Source organism: Endozoicomonas ascidiicola, assembly GCF_001646945.1.
Classification (GTDB): Bacteria; Pseudomonadota; Gammaproteobacteria; order Pseudomonadales; family Endozoicomonadaceae; genus Endozoicomonas; species Endozoicomonas ascidiicola.
Genome location: NZ_LUTV01000001.1, coordinates 553,856 through 573,016, shown reverse-complemented (window position 1 = coordinate 573,016; position 19,161 = coordinate 553,856). Strand labels below are relative to the sequence as shown.

At 47.1% G+C, this 19,161-nt stretch carries 17 protein-coding genes and 1 other RNA gene; 7 read left to right on the top strand and 11 right to left on the bottom strand.

Features of this window, described 5'->3' with window-relative positions:
* Positions 1-558 precede the first annotated feature (558 nt).
* Positions 559-981 carry an organic hydroperoxide reductase Ohr gene (gene ohr, locus AKL11_RS02160; protein ID WP_067514980.1) on the bottom strand — a complete coding sequence of 141 codons (423 nt, stop codon included), beginning with the start codon at positions 979-981 and terminating at the stop codon, positions 559-561.
* Positions 982-1,099: 118 nt separating this feature from the next.
* Between ohr and ohrR the strand changes: the two genes are divergently transcribed.
* The gene (gene ohrR / locus AKL11_RS02155) at positions 1,100-1,561 is read left to right on the top strand and encodes a transcriptional regulator OhrR (RefSeq protein WP_067514979.1); all 462 of its coding nucleotides are present in this window, start codon (positions 1,100-1,102) and stop codon (positions 1,559-1,561) included.
* 38 nt (positions 1,562-1,599) lie between these two features.
* Here the strand turns inward: ohrR and dnaJ are convergent, their stop codons facing one another.
* From dnaJ to grpE, 3 genes are all read right to left on the bottom strand, one after another.
* Positions 1,600-2,742, bottom strand: coding sequence for a molecular chaperone DnaJ (gene dnaJ, locus AKL11_RS02150; RefSeq protein ID WP_067515347.1), 1,143 nt, complete (start codon positions 2,740-2,742; stop codon positions 1,600-1,602).
* 140 nt (positions 2,743-2,882) lie between these two features.
* Entirely contained in the window at positions 2,883-4,802 is a 1,920-nt protein-coding gene (gene dnaK / locus AKL11_RS02145) for a molecular chaperone DnaK (protein ID WP_067514978.1), read from the bottom strand.
* Positions 4,803-5,108: 306 nt separating this feature from the next.
* Complete coding sequence (grpE, locus tag AKL11_RS02140; protein WP_067514977.1) at positions 5,109-5,702, bottom strand: nucleotide exchange factor GrpE; 594 nt, start codon at positions 5,700-5,702, stop codon at positions 5,109-5,111.
* 238 nt (positions 5,703-5,940) lie between these two features.
* Here grpE and recN point away from each other — a divergent pair, with 238 nt between their 5' ends.
* Positions 5,941-7,629 (top strand): DNA repair protein RecN, encoded by a 1,689-nt coding sequence (gene recN, locus AKL11_RS02135; protein ID WP_067514976.1) that lies wholly within the window; start codon positions 5,941-5,943, stop codon positions 7,627-7,629.
* A gap of 35 nt (positions 7,630-7,664) precedes the next feature.
* On the opposite strand, the gene AKL11_RS02130 is transcribed toward recN, so the two are convergent.
* Positions 7,665-7,856: a hypothetical protein gene (locus tag AKL11_RS02130; protein ID WP_067514975.1), complete on the bottom strand. Its 192-nt coding sequence runs from the start codon at positions 7,854-7,856 to the stop codon at positions 7,665-7,667.
* 100 nt (positions 7,857-7,956) lie between these two features.
* On the bottom strand, positions 7,957-8,361 hold the full coding sequence (gene fur / locus AKL11_RS02125) for a ferric iron uptake transcriptional regulator (RefSeq protein ID WP_067514974.1): 405 nt from the start codon (positions 8,359-8,361) through the stop codon (positions 7,957-7,959).
* A 141-nt stretch (positions 8,362-8,502) separates the two neighbouring features.
* On the opposite strand from fur, the gene AKL11_RS02120 reads away from it, so the two are divergent.
* A complete protein-coding gene (locus tag AKL11_RS02120; RefSeq protein ID WP_067514973.1) occupies positions 8,503-8,889 on the top strand; it encodes an outer membrane protein assembly factor BamE in 387 nt (128 codons plus the stop codon).
* 71 nt (positions 8,890-8,960) lie between these two features.
* Here the strand turns inward: AKL11_RS02120 and AKL11_RS02115 are convergent, their stop codons facing one another.
* From AKL11_RS02115 to AKL11_RS02105, 3 genes are all read right to left on the bottom strand, one after another.
* Positions 8,961-9,311, bottom strand: coding sequence for an RnfH family protein (locus AKL11_RS02115; RefSeq protein ID WP_253705158.1), 351 nt, complete (start codon positions 9,309-9,311; stop codon positions 8,961-8,963).
* Entirely contained in the window at positions 9,304-9,735 is a 432-nt protein-coding gene (locus tag AKL11_RS02110) for a type II toxin-antitoxin system RatA family toxin (RefSeq protein WP_067514972.1), read from the bottom strand. Before AKL11_RS02110 ends, AKL11_RS02115 begins: the two co-directional genes overlap by 8 nt.
* Before the next feature lie 72 nt (positions 9,736-9,807).
* Positions 9,808-11,166 (bottom strand): sodium-dependent transporter, encoded by a 1,359-nt coding sequence (locus AKL11_RS02105; RefSeq protein WP_067515345.1) that lies wholly within the window; start codon positions 11,164-11,166, stop codon positions 9,808-9,810.
* A 475-nt stretch (positions 11,167-11,641) separates the two neighbouring features.
* Between AKL11_RS02105 and smpB the strand changes: the two genes are divergently transcribed.
* Complete coding sequence (smpB, locus tag AKL11_RS02100; protein WP_067514971.1) at positions 11,642-12,118, top strand: SsrA-binding protein SmpB; 477 nt, start codon at positions 11,642-11,644, stop codon at positions 12,116-12,118.
* Between the two features lie 57 nt (positions 12,119-12,175).
* Here the strand turns inward: smpB and AKL11_RS02095 are convergent, their stop codons facing one another.
* The gene (locus AKL11_RS02095) at positions 12,176-12,700 is read right to left on the bottom strand and encodes a GNAT family N-acetyltransferase (protein WP_067514970.1); all 525 of its coding nucleotides are present in this window, start codon (positions 12,698-12,700) and stop codon (positions 12,176-12,178) included.
* A 158-nt stretch (positions 12,701-12,858) separates the two neighbouring features.
* Between AKL11_RS02095 and ssrA the strand changes: the two genes are divergently transcribed.
* From ssrA to AKL11_RS02080, 3 genes are all read left to right on the top strand, one after another.
* Positions 12,859-13,224: a transfer-messenger RNA gene (gene ssrA, locus AKL11_RS02090) on the top strand.
* Between the two features lie 224 nt (positions 13,225-13,448).
* Positions 13,449-15,128: a hypothetical protein gene (locus AKL11_RS02085; protein WP_067514969.1), complete on the top strand. Its 1,680-nt coding sequence runs from the start codon at positions 13,449-13,451 to the stop codon at positions 15,126-15,128.
* A gap of 152 nt (positions 15,129-15,280) precedes the next feature.
* Positions 15,281-15,697: a (deoxy)nucleoside triphosphate pyrophosphohydrolase gene (locus tag AKL11_RS02080; protein WP_067514968.1), complete on the top strand. Its 417-nt coding sequence runs from the start codon at positions 15,281-15,283 to the stop codon at positions 15,695-15,697.
* A gap of 169 nt (positions 15,698-15,866) precedes the next feature.
* Here AKL11_RS02080 and AKL11_RS02075 read toward each other — a convergent pair whose 3' ends face one another.
* Positions 15,867-19,046 (bottom strand): DUF3427 domain-containing protein, encoded by a 3,180-nt coding sequence (locus AKL11_RS02075; RefSeq protein WP_067514967.1) that lies wholly within the window; start codon positions 19,044-19,046, stop codon positions 15,867-15,869.
* Positions 19,047-19,161 lie beyond the last annotated feature (115 nt).

Sequence of the window (19,161 nt, the reverse complement as noted above, 5' to 3'; positions counted from 1 at the left end):
TGGATCAATTTATCTGCTCATTTAGAACCGTATGTTTCAAATGAGTTTTGGTTTAACAGTGAATACGATAAAAATGGTCTGTCGAAATACTCTCAACCAACTCGTTCCCACGCGGAGCGAGGTTGTCGCAAAAAACCAAACATCTCGTTCCCATGCTCCGCGTGGGAATGCATACCTCTTAATTTTCAAAGAGATAGATGTATGGGTTCCCACGCAAAGCATGGGAACCAGAGCTTTTGCGACACCCTCGGAGTCTCGTAGGTCGGTAACACGCAGGGTTGCCGACAATCAGCCTCTACAGCGCGGCGAGATGTCGGCAATTCTTACAGAATTACCGACCTACGTGGTTTTGCGACAACCTCGCTTTGCGTAGGACCCCATACTTCTAACCCTTTGAAAATTTGAGAGTATGCATTCCCACGCAAAGCATGGGAACGAGATGTTTGGAGTTTTGCGACAACCGCGCCTTGCTTGAGGGCGAGGTGTATGGGGTTCCAAGACAACCTATTGTGTGAAAATCAAAAGGGTGAATTCTGAATCGCATCTACCCTAAGTTAATTAAATTGATTGTCCATTAACAGTAACCACAACATCAATATTGCCACGCACTGCATTGGAATAAGGGCAGACCTGATGGGCAACACGAACCAATTCAAGCGCCTGTTCTTGAGGTAGATCGAGAGTAACAGCAAGACTGACTGTTAAGGCAAAGCCGCCTTGGCCATTAGGACCGATCCCTACTTCTGCAGTCACCGGAGCATCTGTAATGGCAACTTTACCTTCCCGGGCAACATGCAGAATCGCATTTGAGAAACAGGCTGAGTACCCTGCTGCAAACAATTGTTCCGGGTTTGTCGCAGCGCCAGACCCACCCATTTCTTTCGGATAAGCCAATTCCAGATTTAGCAGACCATCGTCTGTTTTTACCTGGCCGTTACGACCTGCTGATGCGGTTGCCTGAGTTTTGTAGAGTGTAGTCATGGTCATTTCCTTACTTACTTATTTATATTGCGTGCAATTCAATAGAGTGCAATCATATATTTATATGATCATTGAATGCAAGTATATTGTTCGCAATCTATTTTAAATGGTGCCTGAGATGACTGACTGTGTGAGTAATAATCCGTTATCTGCCGAGGATAGTGTGCTGCTTGATAATCAGGTGTGTTTTCCTCTCTATAGTGCATCCAATGCGGTTATTCGTGCCTACCGACCATTGTTGGATAAGCTCGATCTCACCTATTCGCAATATTTGGTGATGATGGTGTTGTGGGAGAGTGACGGAGTCAGTGTGAAAGATGTAGGTGCCCGGCTTTATTTGGATTCGGGTACATTAACCCCGTTGCTAAAACGGCTTGAAGGTAAGGGGCTGGTAGAGCGAGGAAGAAGCGAGCAGGATGAGCGGGTTCGGGTATTAAAGCTGACGACAGCTGGTGTATCTCTCAAGTCTCAGGCGCTGACAGTGCCGGCAGAGATGAAGTGTAAAATTAAACTGGATCTCGATGAGTTGCTCTTGTTGAAAAAACTTTGTGAAAAAGTGATTTCTACGCTGGAGAAATAAAGGAAGAAAAAAGCCCCGGATTCGGGGCTTTTTAAAGGTCAGGCGGTCATGTCATCAAAGAATTTCTTAACACCATCAAAGAAGGACTGCTTCTTTGGTGATTGTTTGGCGTGGCCTTCTTTTTTGAAGGTTTCTTCCAGTTCTTTGAAGAGTTCTTTCTGGCGTCCGGTCAGTTTGATTGGGGTTTCCACAACCACACGACACATCAGGTCGCCGGCACTGCCGCCACGAACAGGCAGAACACCTTTACCCCGCAAGCGGAACAATTTACCTGTCTGGGTTTCTTCTGGAATCTTCAGTTTCACCCGGCCATCCAGCGTTGGTACTTCCAGTTCTCCACCCAGTGCCGCATCCACAAAGGTGATGGGGACTTCACAGTAGAGGTGTTTACCATCGCGCTGGAAAATGGCGTGATCAGCAACGCTGACCTGAACATACAAATCACCGGCAGGGCCACCGTTAACGCCCGCTTCACCTTCACCAGCCAGACGAATCCTGTCACCAGTATCTACACCTGCTGGAATTTTAACGGACAGTGTCTTGTATTCCTGCACGCGGCCTTCACCGTGACACTCTCTGCAAGGATCTTTGATCATCTTGCCAGTACCACGACAGTCCGGGCAGGTCTGTTGAACAGAGAAGAAGCCCTGTTGCATACGCACTTGGCCAATGCCGCCACAGGTGGTACAGCCCACTGGCTGAGTTCCTTTTTTGGCGCCAGAGCCGTCACAGGCGGTACAGCCGACCAGTGTTGGAATACGGATTTTTTTGGACACGCCGCGAACGGCTTCTTCCAGACTGAGTTCCATCTGGTAACGAAGATCGGAGCCGCGCTGAACGGAACTGCGACCACGGCCACCACCGCCGGCACCAAAGATATCGCCGAACACATCGCCGAAGATATCGCCAAAGCCGCCAGCACCAGCGCCGCCAAAACCACCGCCGCCCATGTTGGGATCAACACCAGCATGACCGTACTGATCATAAGCTGCCTTTTTCTGACTGTCGGTCAGAACTTCATAGGCTTCGTTGATTTCCTTAAACTTTGATTCTGCTTCCGCATCACCCGGGTTTCTGTCCGGGTGAAACTTCATGGCCATACGACGATAGGCCTTTTTTATATCCTTTTCTGAAGTACTTTTATCAACACCAAGTACTTCGTAATAGTCGCGTTTTGACATCAGAAAACCCTGAGCTACCTGCATTCACCAGCCGAGCATGAAAACACAGTGCTAACTGGATTCATGGTCAATTCTGTCCCATTTTATAAATACGACAACGCGGGACTGACTCCCGCGTTGTATTAATCATTGACGATTACTTACTTCTTTTCGTCTTTTACTTCTTCGAACTCTGCATCTACAGCGTCATCAGAAGCATCGGACTTGCCTTCAGGCTGGGCTTCGCCCTGTTCCTGAGCGGCGGCATCAGCGTACATCTTCTGAGCAAGGCCAGCAGAAGCTTCAGACAGCGCCTGAGTTTTGGCTTCGATAACTTCTTTATCGTCGCCTTTCACTGCAGCTTCAAGTTCTTCGATCGCGGCAGTAATGGCTGTCTTCTCTTCTTCGGTGGCTTTGTCGCCCGCTTCTTCAAGGGTTTTACGAGTCGCGTGTGCCAAGCCGTCAGCCTGGTTACGAGCTGCAGCCAGCTCTTCAAACTTCTTGTCGTCCGCAGCATTGGCTTCGGCGTCTTGTACCATCTGATCGATTTCTTCATCGGACAGGCCGGAAGAAGCCTTGATAACGATAGACTGTTCTTTGCCGGTCGCCTTGTCTTTTGCAGACACGTTCAGGATACCGTTGGCGTCCAGGTCGAAGCTAACTTCGATTTGTGGCATGCCCCGTGGTGCTGGTGGAATGTCTGCCAGATCAAAACGGCCCAGAGATTTGTTGTGGGTCGCTTGCTTACGTTCACCCTGCAGAACGTGGATGGTTACCGCGCCCTGATTGTCGTCTGCAGTAGAGAATACCTGCGACTTTTTGGTTGGGATAGTCGTATTTTTCTCGATCAGAGCGGTCATTACACCACCCATGGTTTCGATACCCAGAGTCAGTGGTGTTACGTCCAGCAGCAGAACGTCTTTCACGTCGCCGGCCAGAACGGCAGCCTGAATAGAAGCACCCATGGCAACGGCTTCGTCTGGGTTAACGTCTTTGCGAGGCTCTTTGCCGAAGAATTCAGCAACCAGCTTCTGAACCAGAGGCATACGGGTCTGACCACCAACGAGGATGACTTCGTTGATCTCGGACAGATCCAGATCAGAGTCTTTCACCGCTGTGCGGCAAGGCTCCAGAGAACGTTTAACCAGATCTTCTACCAGAGACTCCAGCTTGGCACGGCTCACCTTAACGTTCAGGTGTTTAGGGCCGGTGGCATCAGCAGTGATGTAAGGCAGGTTAACGTCAGTCTGGGTCGCAGAAGACAGTTCGATCTTGGCTTTTTCAGCGGCTTCTTTCAGACGCTGCATAGCCAGTGGGTCACCGTGCAGGTCGATGCCCTGGTCTTTCTTGAATTCGGACGCAAGATACTCGATCAGACGCATGTCGAAGTCTTCACCCCCCAGGAAGGTGTCACCGTTGGTGGCCAGTACTTCGAACTGGTGCTCGCCATCTACGTCGGCAATTTCAATGATGGATACGTCGAAGGTACCGCCGCCCAGGTCATAAACCGCGATGGTCTGGTCGCCTGTACGCTTGTCCATGCCGTAAGCCAGTGCCGCAGCGGTTGGCTCGTTGATGATACGTTTAACTTCCAGACCCGCAATACGGCCGGCATCTTTAGTGGCCTGACGCTGGGAATCGTTGAAGTAAGCTGGCACGGTGATAACCGCTTCAGTTACTGCTTCGCCCAGGTAATCTTCAGCGGTTTTCTTCATCTTCTTCAGGATTTCAGCAGAAACCTGAGGTGGTGCTTTCTTGTCGCCTTTAACTTCTACCCACGCGTCGCCATTGTCCGCTTCGGTGATTTTGTAAGGCACCATTTTAATGTCTTTCTGAACTACGTCGTCTTTGAAGCGACGACCGATCAGACGCTTAATAGCGTAAAGCGTGTTGTCCGGGTTAGTAACGGCCTGACGCTTGGCTGGCTGGCCTACCAGAACTTCGCCGTCGTCAGTGTAAGCAATGATAGAAGGCGTAGTACGTGCGCCTTCAGCATTTTCGATGACTTTTGCTTTTTCGCCGTCCAGGATAGCCACACAGGAGTTGGTGGTGCCCAGATCGATACCAATGATTCTACCCATTTTGATTCTCTCCATGCCCGTATAAACGGGCCTTAAACTTTAAAAACTGGTCGTTTCCCAAAGGCTTCCCCAACATGAAAAGCTGGGGAAACGGTGGTGTGACGTTTGCCACGAACTTGACTTGCTATATGGGAGCGGCATTTTCATTTTCAAGGGCTTTTCCAAGAAACTTTTGAAAAAACCGGATGGTTCGATATTGCGTCTCGTTCCCATGCTCCGAGGCTGTCGCAAAACTCCAGAAACGCTCGTTCCCATGCTTCGCGTGGGAATGCATACATCTTAATTTTCAGAGGATGTATGGGTTCCTTATGCTTTGGAAACCACCACCATGGCCGGGCGAATTACACGACCGTGCAAGGTGTAGCCTTTCTGAAACACGTTCATCACGGTATTCGGTTCCATGTCCGGATTCGGCACCATGGAAATCGCCTGATGGAAGTTCGGGTCAAACGGTTCGCCTTCAGGGTTAACCTGCAGAACCTGAAACTTACCCAGGGCATCCAGCAGCTGTTTGTGAGTCAGGCGCATACCTTCCAGCATGGTTTCGTGCTGGCCTTCGGCCTGTTCAGCGTTCTCGATACCTTTTTCAAGGCTCTCAACCACCGGAATCATTTCATTTACGAACTTATCAACGCCAAACTTGTGGGCTTTTTCCACGTCCTGCTCGGCGCGACGTTTGGTGTTCATCGCTTCAGCGGTCGCACGCAAAGCCTGATCTTTGGCAAGAGCCAGTTGCTGTTCCAACTCTTCGATACGGCCTGCATTTACCGCTGTTTCGTCAGCGGTCATCAGTTCTGGCTCTTCGTTAAAGAGTGGGTTTTCCTGTGCAACGTCTTCTGCCGCCGCTTCAGTTTCCGGTGTTTCTAACGGTTCTTCGACTTTACTGTTTTCTTCAGTCATTCCAATGATTCTCCGGATATCTACCCGGTGTAATGCTGACCGGGTCTTGGCTTAATGGATAACAGGCGTGTCGACCACGCAAAGTAATCTTTATTGATAGCGTAATATGGGGATGGTGAAAGTATATTCAAGGGGAAATTTCTTTACCAATGCCGATCTATATATTACTGTACAAATAAACAGTAGCTCGATACATGGCGCTAGTGCCACTTACCCAATCGGGATTGCGAGAATTGTCATGCTCAACCAAATCTCTATCAGCGATTATGCCATTGTGGATCAACTTAACCTGGATATAGCCTCCGGGATGACCGCTATTACCGGCGAAACCGGTGCTGGTAAGTCCATTATGCTGGACGCACTTGGGCTTGCGCTTGGCGGAAGGGCTGATAGCGATTGTGTACGAGATGGTGCAGAACGAGCAGACATCCGCGCGTGTTTTGATCTGCACAGAATTCCGGTAGCGCAACAGTGGATGAAAGAGCGAGATTATGATGGTGGCTCAGAAAGTGATGAGTCTGCCTGTATTCTCCGTCGTGTTATCACCAAAGAAGGGCGTTCCAGAGGATATATCAACGGCACGCCGGTGACGCTTTCTGAACTGAAGTCGCTCGGTGAAATGCTTATTGATATCCACAGCCAACATGCTCATCAATCTCTGCTGCGAAAAAGTCACCACGGTGTGATGCTGGACGAGTTTTCTGGATCGGTAAAACAGGCCAGAGAAGTTGCGCAGCTGTCGTCGCAATATCGTCATACCCATGAGCAGCTAAATAGCTTGCTGTCGGATCAGCAGGAACGAGAAGAGCGTGTGCAATTGCTCAGCTATCAGCTGAATGAGCTGGAACAGCTCGGTCTGCAACCCGGGGAAGTGGAGCAGCTGGAGCAAGAACATAAACAACAGTATCAGGCCGGAACCACGCTCAGTGCGTGTCATCAGGTCACACAACTGTGTTCCAGCGATGAAGGCGATCATGTGTTGCAGCAATTGTCTGGTTGTCTTCATCGCCTGAGTGATTTAGAGATCGACCATGCTGGCATTACCAATGCCATTGATATGCTGTCATCAGCACAGATTCAAGTGGAAGAAGCGGTGGGTGAGCTGAATCATTTTATGGACAGCTTTGAAGCCGATCCGGCTCGTGCTCAGGAAATTGAAGAGCGGTTGAGTGCCATTTTTGAATTGGCAAGAAAGCACCGGGTTCAACCAGAAGAGTTATTGGAAAAGCAGCAGCAAATCAGTGAAGAGTTGGAAAAGGTTCAATGCCACGATGAACAGGTGGCAGAGCTTGAAAACGCGTTACACAAACTTAAAAAACAACATCAAGAGTGCGCTTCCGCATTATCTGTGAAACGTAAAAAAGCGGCGAAAAAACTGGAAAAACTAGTAACGGAACGAATCGCTTTGTTAGGCATGCCGAAAGGTCGCTTCTGTATTGAACTGACTGAAATAGCAGAAAGAACGGTTTCTTCCCAAGGCTTTGAGTCCATTGAGTTTCTGGTGACAACCAATCCAGGGCAAGCACCACGACCATTAGCAAAAGTGGCTTCTGGCGGTGAGCTATCCCGTATCTCTCTGGCGATTCAGGTCATTATTGCCCAAACCGCAGCAACCCCAACCCTGATTTTTGATGAGGTGGATGTGGGGATTGGTGGCGGCACCGCAGAAATTGTAGGCAATATGCTTCGGGAAGTGGGTAAAAACGGACAGGTGTTGTGTGTTACTCATCAACCCCAAGTTGCATCACAGGCGCATCAGCACCTTCATGTGAGTAAAAAGGTCAGCCGTAAAACCTCGAGCACTCGGATTCTTAAATTGGATGGTGATCATCGCGTGCATGAAATTGCCAGAATGCTCGGAGGCGTGGAGTTGACAACGCCAACCTTGAATCATGCGCAGGAAATGCTGCTTCAGGCGCAAGCGTAGGGTTATTAGAGTGTTAGTTTGAGTCCGACAGGCTCTTAGGCAGCATGAGAAAAAACTAATACACTTAATGTTTTCTCATGCTGCCTGTGACTATCACGACCACGATGCTTCTCTTTTCTTTTATACCCTGTCTTTAGTACTTCACGACGTTGGCGGAACATGGGGTCCTGCATCAACTTAAGAACAGCAGATGCTGGTCGTTTACGTTGCTTCCTGTTTTTGCTCATTGCAAAGCTCCTGTTGGATTAAAAAATACCTCTGAAACATTTAAACTCCAGAGGTATCAAGAATAAGGTTAGAAAATAGTACAGCCGTTTTTTCTGATTATTATTTCTTCTTAGGTCGAACGTAAATCACCAGGTTGTGATCCACAATTTCATAGCCGTGTTCTTCCGCTATCGCATGCTGACGTTGCTCGATAGCGTCATCAACAAACTCAATGACATCACCAGTTTCCATGCAGACCATATGATCGTGATGCTCACCACGAGACAGTTCAAACACGGAGTGGCCGCCATCAAAGTTATGGCGTACCACAAGGCCGGCGCTTTCAAACTGGGTCAGCACCCGATAAACCGTTGCCAGACCAACGTCTTCTTCTGCATCCAGTAGTGCCTTGTAAACATCTTCCGCAGACATATGTTTATCTTTAGCACTTTCAAGTATCTGAAGAATCTTAACTCTTGGCAGGGTTACTTTCAGTCCTGCTTTACGCAACTCTTGATTTTCCAAAACGTTTCCCTAACCCTTAATAAGATAATCCTGCTATTATCACATTTTCGTGCAGTTTTTTCATAGAGCCTCAACTGCTTGGGCTGCTGAAACACTGCAAGTTTAACTTAGAGCAAGCAAGATAGTGGAAGTCTGAAATCGATGCAAAAAACCTCGTTCACACTGGCCGCCGCGCTTATAACAGCTACCTTCTCCGCAACCCTGCTAACAGGATGCGCCAGTTCCACTGACGGCGGTTCCAAGCTTATCAGTTTCCCCGGTGCGTACAAGATTGATGTGCAACAGGGAAACGTTATTACCCAGGAAATGATTAATCAGCTCCGTCCGGGTATGTCTCGTGCCCAGGTTCAGTACGTTATGGGCACACCATTGCTGGAAGATACCTTTAACCCGAATCGCTGGGATTATGTGTACAGCATGCAACCGGGCGGTCAAGACCGGGAGCAGAAAAACGTCACGCTCTTCTTTGAAGAAGACAAACTGCAGTCCATTGTTGGCGATTACCGCCCCGAAAGCACTGACCAATAAAATAAAGCTCACCGTTGGTCGGTAACCTGAAAGGTTGCCGGCAACCTTTTCACTTCTGCTTCACTTTTAATTCAATCCTGCTGTTCCAGCTCAGCCTTCTTCTTGGCTTGTTCTGCCCTGCGTTTGCGAACCTCTTTCGGGTCGGCAATCAGCGGGCGATAAATCTCAATCCTGTCGCCTTCTTTTACAGCCTGCTGATCGGGTTTGGCTACGGTTTTGCCGAAAATCCCCATCGTTGATTGATCAATATCAATGTCCGGGAAAAAGGAGGCAATGCCGGATTGCCTGACCGCCTCGCGAAGCGTTGTGCCTTCCTTTACAGTGACCGAGACAATCTTCTGCTCATGGGCTTTGGCATAAGCCACTTCAACATGAACCTCTGGCTCATCCATCAGCATCTCAGCTATTAACATATCAGCCATAAATCTGCTTCGCTCTGTTACTGAAAGCGTCCACCATTGAGTTCATCATTTGGCCAACCAGCGCACCGAGTGTGGCGGCGGTGAACTTGTTGCTCATTTCAAAATCCAGCTCAAGAGAAACTTTGCACCCCTCGTCACCCAGTTGGGTAAACGTCCAAATTCCCGAAAGATGTTTGAATGGGCCTTCCAGTAAGTTCATTTCTATAGACACGCCGGGAACGATTTTGTTCCGCGTCGAAAAACTTTGTCGAATGCCTGCTTTTGCTACTTCGAGAATGGCTTCCAGCTGATCGCCTTCCTGGCTAATGATTTTACCACCGGCGCAACTGGGTAAAAACTCGCCATAGGACTCAATATCACTGACCAGATCATACATCTGTTGAGCGGAATACGTGACCAGTGCAGAGCGGGAAATCTTCGGCATAGATAGCGTGGTTCTTTCATAAAAAAGGCCGGATAGGATAACCCATACCGGCCTGATAGAAACAGTGAGTGTTTAAAAGATTGTGGTGATCACGACCACGAGTACACACACGGGAACCACAACACGAATCATAGCGCGCCAGAGGTTGAACATGCCAACACTCAGGCCCAGCTCATTCATCATGGTAGAGCGTTTGATTACCCAGCCGGCAAAGATGGAGATCAACAGACCACCCAGTGGCAGCAGGATGTTACTGGTGAAGTAATCCAGCAGATCAAAGAAGTTTTTACCAAACAGAGTGAAAGTGAAATCACCGCTGAAGGCAAACACCGTACCCAGACCAACAAACCAGATTGCAGCACAAAGGATGATGGTAGCAACGGTTCGGCTCAGCGGGGTGCGCTCCAGCAACCATGCCAGTGCAGGTTCAACCAGCGAGATGGCAGAACTCAGAGCCGCGATGGCAACCAATACAAAGAACAGGAAACCGAAGATTTCACCCATCGGCATATGCACAAAGGCAGCGGTCAAAGAAACAAACAGCAGGCCCGGGCCAGCGGAAGGCTCAAGGCCATAAGCAAATACGATTGGGAATACGATCAGGCCAGAGACGATAGCCATTAATGTATCCAGAGCGGCTACGTTCAGTGCTGTTCTTGGAATGGAATTGTTCGCTGGCATGTAAGCACCGTAAGCCATCAATGCGCACATACCCAGGCTCAGGGTAAAGAACGCCTGACCCAATGCCGCCGTTACCGCTTCACCGGTGACCTTGGAGAAGTCCACGGAGAACATGAATTCGAAGCCGCGCATAAACTGACCAGTTTCCAGCATGCTGTAGCCGAGCATAATGAGCAGCAGGGCGAACAGTGCAGGCATCATTACCTGCAGACCTTTCTCCAAGCCTTTGTGAATACCACGGGCAGTAATTGCGAAGGTCAGAATCATAAAGGCAGAGTGCCAGAAAATCTGACGATCAGCAGACGACACCAGTCCACCAAATGCATCGCCCACCTGATCGGTGGTCATGCCAGTGAAGCCACCAGACACAATCTGCCAGGCATAAGACAATGACCAACCGGCAATAACACTGTAAAAAGACAGGATCAGGAAGCCCGCCAGCATGCCCATCCAGCCAATCATACTCCACAGTTTACTGGCGCCTAATTCGTTGGTCAGTTGACGTATAGCGTTCAGAGGGCTGTGTCGTGTATGACGACCAATGGCGGTTTCAGCCATCAAAAGAGGAATACCCATCACTGCAATGCAGATCAGGTAAAGCATCACGAAAGCACCGCCGCCGTACTGCCCGGCGATGTACGGAAACTTCCAGATATTACCAAGGCCGATGGCGGAGCCGGCAGCTGCCAGCAAAAAAGTCCAGCGATTAGCCCAGGTTTTTGTTGAGGTTACAGGGTTTTGTCCAGACATAAGTTCCCCAAAAATGCGTTCAGATATAGTTATAATAAAATCGCTTGCATTGAAAGCAGTGAGGAATCTGTGGTCTTGGTTGGCAGTGCTTTGTAGCAGCTGGCATACCATGACCATTTCACGAAACTTTCGTACTATTTAGCGCATGTCTTGCTGATGAATGAGTGTTTCACGGTACAGCATCAGGTGTTAACAACCTGATCCCATCAAACCTCAAGCCCTTATACCTAAGATCCAATCCAACAGACTGTTCTTAGAATAATGACGAAGATAAGAGCGGGTTAGGCTTGATTGTACCGGTATACCCTTACATCTCAATAGCTAATACGTACACACTGATTAAAAAATAGTTATTTGATTGATAACGTCAGAAAATGCAGAAAAATCATCTGTGAGGGTTCCGCACTATTGTAGAGACCGTGACTATGCCCGAGAATAGATGACTTTCAGTCACGCTGCTCCTATACTCCGCGCCATGGCAAAAAGTAAGAAAAGTAAACAGGGCGATTCTTCAATCGTCGTCAACAAGAAGGCTCGCCACGATTATCATCTGGACGAGACTTTCGAAGCAGGCATTTCCCTCGCAGGTTGGGAAGTGAAAAGCCTCCGGCAGGGCAAAGTTCAGCTGGTGGACAGCTACGTCCTACTGAAAGATGGCGAAGCCTGGTTGATTGGTTCATCCATCACCCCGCTTACCACCGCCTCAACTCATGTGATTGCCGATCCATTACGGGATCGTAAACTGCTGTTGCATCGTCAACAGTTGGCAAAACTCTTCGCTGAAACTCAGCAAAAAGGCCACGCCTGTATCGCCACCAAACTCTACTGGAAAGGTCATCTGATAAAGTGTCAGATCGCTCTTGCCCGTGGTAAAAAAGAGTTTGATAAGCGAGCCACCACCAAAGAACGTGAGTGGAACATTGAAAAACAGCGGGTTATGCACCGCGGTTGATCAGCCGCTTCAAAATAAAAAAGGCGTACAGCAATGTGCGCCTTTTTTGTTGATCACTTACCAAAGATCGGGTGACATCAACGCATCAGCACATCTCAATGTACCTTTCGTAGAAGACAGTACGCCTTCCTTAAGCTCTTGAACTTGCCAGCCATGAGGGTGCTCGAGGGTATAAGGGGCTGAAATATCCGAACACAGTGAAAAGCCTGAACGACCATAGTAGCCTGGGTCACCATAGACAAACACAAGTACAACGTCGTGTTCCTTCAGAATCTGTAGTCCATCTTGAATCAATCGTGTCCCCACCCCTTGTTTTTGAACATCGGTCGATACTCCCAATGGCGCAAGAATGGCGGCCTTGATAGAGGGGGCTTCATTAATCACCACATGGCTGAAAAGAGTGTGACCAACAATGCGGTCATCCTGCTCGGCAACAAGGGATAGCAACGGTTGAGCCGAGGCATCTTCCAGCAGAGAACAAGCAAGCTTCGCAACGGTTTCCGCTTCAGACTCATCAAAGGTGTTTCTATGCAACTCATAAATCGCCGCTGAATCTTCCGACAGTGATGCTCTGATCTTCATACCTACTCCAAAATAATAAACGTCAACAGACGCTAAAAAATTATCTCACAGAAAAATCTAACGACGTTCATCGTTTTTATGGTGTAAAAGTACCTATGTACTAAACGCGCTTGCAATTAGTGCAACTGTTTGGCTAAATACGACAGTGTTTTGTTATCGGGGGCGATCTGGATTCGACGACGATTACGAAACCTGAGGTGCATGTCGAGCGTGTAGTGATGCTCGTTAATCCAAACACTACAAACGTATTAGTTGCTAACGATAATAGCTACCACGGAGCTATGGCTGCCTAAAAACAGTCGTCTCCCGATCACTCTGTTTTGTCTATTGGGTGGAAGTGATCGCAATCGAAAATAGAATCGCCACATTGGTCTTCCTGAAGCCAGTGGGTTAAACATTCCAGGATCGCGCCGTTCACCCTGGCCGTTGGGTCGTTCAGCGTTAACCTAATAACGGAAACTAAACATGTAGAGCCAATGGCGTAGGATTGTCGGACGCGGGTTCAAATCCCGCCGCCTCCACCAATCAGAAACCCTGTAAGTCAATGATTTACAGGGTTTTTTATTGCCTGACATTTCTAGAAAAGTGCGAGGTGTCGAAAAAGTGACGAAGGAAAAATTTGATTGACCTGTCGGTCATGTGGGCTAATAAAGCCTTTGTCCCCTTCAGAAAGTCATAATGAACCATGGAACTAATTTAACGGCATGATGTCTATAAGAGGGTATGAAGCTGATTGTGAGAAGTGTTTATGGACAGTCATCAACCGGCTGCTCAAGGAGCCAGCCAATATAGTAATGTAGAGTCACGTAGGCAAGCATTCATCGAAAACATCGTAAGTTCGCCTAACCCGGCAGCCTGTTTTTTTGCTCAAAAAGATGTCATTAGGTATGAGCACATTTATGAAACACTCATTGTACATGGGCTAATTCCTGCACAAGACAGGCAGCTGTCTATCAGTGATAGATGGGTTACGTGTTTTCACTGCAACACTTCTTATGAAGTGAATCCAGAGCTAAACCCACTAGATCAACATCTGGAAGAAAGTCAGCCAGGATTGTGTGATTTTGCTGTCAGTTTATTAGATGAATATCCAACAGAAACAATACCTTTTCTAAGTCCGCAGACAGCGCTCAGCAGTCAGGCTGGAACCTCGATGACTCAATCACCTGAAACGATTTCAGCATCATACGTCGTGCATAGAGCAGAACCACTAGACATTAATCCGGACTTACCAGGGACTTCCAGACAAAATAATCAAACGTTTAATGTTGTTGAAAATAATAGAAGTCCTGACGCTCAAAAACAGATAATCGACACGACCAAAGCAATTGATGCTTATTTTAATAAGAGCGTACCTCTCAAAAATGGAGTGGCGAGAAAGTATGCAGAAGTCATTATTGACAGCAGTGTTGAAAAAAACTTAGTGGAAGCTTTATTGATTTTCCTTAAAAAGCTAGATCATAGTGGAGAAAGAGTTAAAAAGCAGTGTGAGGTGGTGAAAGAAGTGCTAGACACGCTAGTCATTGACCCTTCTCTGGTAGAGATTATCTGCGCAGATGCACAAACCATTGAGGGGGGGTGTATTGACCGAAGAAAAGAAGTGCTTGAGCGAATGCAGGTGGCCTGTCGAGTGAGAAATGTTTTTGTTTTGCCTGCCGGTGAGAAACTACGATGGTCCGTTCTATTTGAAAAAATGAAGGCTGCTTTTCATGATGAATCATTTTATGCGCTGGCTTCAACGTTTACTTACCACAAGGAAAAAAAACGATTCCTTGCACGTTTATTTGCTAAGAATAAACAATTAATAAGTCATCATGAAGGAGCAGAAATTGTCGGGTTTTATAAACATTTGTTAAGACATATCTGTAATTTCTCAAATGAGCCTCTTGGATTGACTTACATTGGCTATAAATGTCCAAGTGCCGATGTATTTCACAAGTTTCAGCGGGAGTTCTTAGAAAGAATTGAAGATTTTTCATCATTCTCAGCCTATGTTCAGCGAGTATTTTCAACCCAATATGAACGAGCATTCAAGTTTCTTTGTGAGCATGATGATGACTTTAATCTGGACTTTAATCTTATAGACAGCAAACTGGCAAAAGCACTTGAAGATGTTAGTGAAAACACAGAGCTTCAAGAGCAGGAACAAATCACGAAACTGAATGAAATTAAGTTTGAACGTGAAGATAAGTTGCCAAAAGCATTTAAAGCTTACATCAATGATAGGCTAACCAAGCATTGGGAGGCAGTCAGACAAAGCACCGTAAAAGGTAAATTAAAAAGCAACTTGTCTTTGGTGCAATTAAAACGTCTTGTTAGCGAGCTGGGTATGATAGGAGATCAGTATATTGAACCTATCTCACCCCGGTGGACTGAGGAAGAAAAGCGTTTTCTGGCGATGGCCGGAGTCAATATTGATGAGCGTTGATCACTGCTTCTACAGAGGTGGTTGGCCACTTGCTCAGAAAATAGATTTCATTTGGTCAACTACTTATAGCAGCTGATTGAATTCTCACCTACGTTGTTCTGAATATTCTTGTAAGATTGGGGAATTAAATAATTCTTGCAGGAGCGCCCTGAGTGAAGAAAACGATTAGTGTGGTTGGTGCCATCATTCAAGATGACAGTGGAAGTATCCTCTGTGCCTTACGATCAGCAGAAATGAGTTTGCCTAATCTTTGGGAGTTCCCCGGAGGTAAGATTGAAGAAGGTGAGCAACCAGAAGACACCCTCCGTCGTGAAATTCAGGAAGAACTTTGCTGCGATATTGATGTCTCAACGCTGGTTGAAGACACAACTCACGACTATGGCAACTTCATCATTAATCTTCGCACTTATCATGCAAACATTATTGCCGGGGAACCGATTGCCAGTGAGCACGCTGCATTGCTTTGGCTGCCAGTGAGCAGTTTGCAAAGCCTTGTATGGGCACCGGCAGACATTCCTGCCGTGGAGAAGCTGGTTCAGAATCAGTTGGAAGTTGCCAGCGTATTGTAATACCAATCGCATTTTCTAAATCCCTATTGTGCTGTAGCTATGAACGTAAGCTCAGCGTTGGAACTCCTCGCAATAGCCCTGCTATTACACGTCACTCCGCCTTGTTCTTACGCTCATATCTCCATGCTCATAACGGGATTAGAAAATTTGATTGGTATAATCTCGGCCATCACTCCGTCAGGTCTTCATAGATATCCAGTGGGACTGTGCTGTGCAGTTTCCACAGGATGCTCATTGGCTTATCACCCTTACTGCTAACATAGCCCACTTGCCCCAAATACATAAACGGCAGAGTGAGACTGTACTGTTTTACCTGTTTTCTTACAAAAAGATGAATCTGGTAACCGTCCCTGTTGTGGTGAATGAAATGCTGACCGACACTGGAGCTGTGGGAGGTTTGGTTTTGGCTCTGCCAGTGGAAAGTGCGAGGGTCTATAAAGTAATCTTTATAGTGCAGATGAGCATCCACTTCTTCATCTTTGTTCAGGTTGATAAACAGGAAGTAATGTTTACCTACCCGCTTTACGCCTTCCCGCCAAGTTCCCTTTTTGGCTGTATCGCCTGACAGAAATTGAATATCGTTTCTGGTGTAATTCTGATAACGGATAAAACGTTCACCGTCACCCAGAAAGGCGTCTGGCTTAAAGTGTCGTCTGAAGAGTTTTAAACCGTAGTTGATCCGCTCGGAGATATAGCTTCTGGCGAACTCAGAGCTGTTCATCAGAGATTGAAATTCCGGCGCGATACTGAAGGTGTTGTCCGATAGTGAGCCAAACGTCCATGAAATTTTATTATGTGGACTGGCTAATGACGTCATGGCAGAAGTGATCAGCGAATGGTGTTGATTTACTTGTACGTCCTGGCTGAAGTAATGACTGAGCCCTTGAACAATATCATGAGTGGTGATGTCGTTGAGATTGTCTACCAATACCAGATGCAAAGCGATAAATTCATAAGGCCATTTAAGTGGGCACATGGCTTCCAGGCGTTCCGATACTTCCCTCAAGTGTCGGTTGGCGTTTAGCTCCGGATGGTTGCCTTCATGGTCATTGCATTTGGTTTTTGTGCTGTACAGCGAACCAAATTTTGAGAGGAAAAAGTTTGGATTTGGGGCATTCTCTGCGGTATAAAAATCCATCAGCTCAGGAGAGCTTCCCAAGTCTTTTTTAAACTGCAAATAAAGCTGTTTTAGGTATTCGGTTTTATCCAGACGAATACTGTCGAGTTTGGATATTATTTTCTCTTTGGCAACTTCATCCAGCTCCACATAGCAACCCGCAGGAAGGTCAGCAAACTCATTGGTGACTGCCCGCTTTAATGTGTCTTTATCAAAATCCCGTCGACCACTTTCACCACTTAAGGCGAGAGGTACCATATACGAATTTTGATAGTTACCAATAAAATCCAGTACGGTGACGTATTCTTTGCCGTTGGCTTTTCGCAGGCCACGACCTAACTGCTGAATGAAAATAGTGGATGATTCAGTTGGCCTTAAAAATAGTAGGAAATTAACCTGTGGTATATCCACACCTTCATTGAAAATATCGACAGTAAAGATGACTTCTAATGGATGACCGCTGTCTTGTAAGTTGTTGATTTCCTGCTGCCGAACTCGAGTATCGGTAAGACCGGTCAGTACCGTACTGGCAATACCTCTGGCATTAAATGACTGATTCATAAACTCAGCATGAGCGCGGTTGACACAGAATCCAAGAGTGCAACGCCTTTGACCATGAAAGCTGTATTTGTTCATTTGCTCGATGATGTAATCAACCCGCTCAGCTGTATTGAGTCTATTTACCAATTTGGCTTCAACGAATTGCCCACTGGCTTGCCGCTCAATCTGGTCATAGTCTACGGTTTCATCGGCCACGCCAAAGTAATGGAAGGGTGCCAGCAACTCCATGGCGAGCGCTTCTTTTAATCGAATGTCGCAGACAATGTTGTAGTGGCAAAGTTTGAGTACATCCCGGCCATCCATTCGCTCCGGTGTTGCGGTCATGCCCAGAAGAAAGGCAGGGGTGAAGTAGTTGATGACTTTTTGGTAAGTCTCTGCCTGAGCATGATGAAACTCATCGACCACCATGTAATCGAAAGCATCTGGAGCAAACAGTTGCAGATTCTTTTCTCGAGATAAAGTCTGTACGGTACTGAAAATAAAACGTTTGTCTGTTTCCTTGCTGGTTCCAGTGTATTTTCCGCAGATATCCCGGGAGCCGAACACTTTCGCAAATGTCTCGATAGCGCCTTCTAACAGTTCATCACGGTGAGCGAGGAAGAGTACTTGTTTCGCTTTACACTGATGGGCGTCGAAAGCGGCCAGAAATGTTTTGCCGGTTCCGGTTGCGGCAATCGCTACAGCTCTTGTCTCACCGATGCTGCGAGTGCTGGCCAGATTGACCAATGCCTCTTGCTGCATTTGATTAGGGTACAGTTTTAGAGCATTTTTCTCCGACTGGCTGGAGGTATTCTGTTTGAGGAAATCGAAGGTTTTCTTTGTTTTGGTTTCTTCAACGGGGCGACCTTCCAGATAAGCCTCATACTGTTCAATAAACGACTCTGTCAGAGGAACCGATTCTGCAGAATCCCACAGGGTTTCAAAGCGAGTCATTGCACGATCATAAACGTCTGATGTGTTGGAACGCGGAATTTTCACGTTCCATTCTTCACCATTGATCAACGCTGCCTGAGATAGGTTGGAGGAGCCTATCAAGGCGCAGCTATTGTTGTGCGTCTGTCGTTCAAATAAGTAAGCTTTGGTATGAAATGATTCTTTTGTATTGGTGTATACCCGAGTCTCGATATGGGATTGTTCCAGTAACTTTCTCAACGCTGCTGGCTGGGTAATGTTCATATATACCGATGTTAAGATGCGCCCTCGTTTTTCTCGTTGTTGAAACGATTCCAACGGGTTCAGCAATAACTGCAGGCCAGAAGATCGAATGAAACTGACCATGAAGGTGAAGTTATCCGACGTCTGTAGTTCAAATTTGAGGTTCTTGAAGAAGTTTGTTTTGGCAGTTTTGTCGTTGGTGATTAGCGATGATGCACCAAGAGAAAAGTGATCACATAACGGTAGCTGAAGTGTGCTGTCGGTTGAGAATAATACTCTCCTCAACGGTAAGCTTAATGTCTCTGAATCGGGTTCAATGAGTTCAGCAATCAGCTGTGCCAGCTGGATGCTGTCTTCAAACTGATCATCTTGCGAAAGGTTCGAGAGTTTTTTTGTCAGTCGGCTACTGATGTATTGCGTCAGCGCTGCCATGTAGGCGTTGGCCGGCACTTTGAATGTCCGGTGATTTTCAGGGTAAGTCTTACTTTCTGACTGGAGCTCTTCAAAAATGGGCATGGCGCATGAGACGTTAAGTCGAAAAGCAACATGGTACCAGGAATGAAATTATTTAGTATTCACTTGGACGTGTGAACCAGCCTGAACTAGCTTGTCGGTAAGAATAAAAATTGAA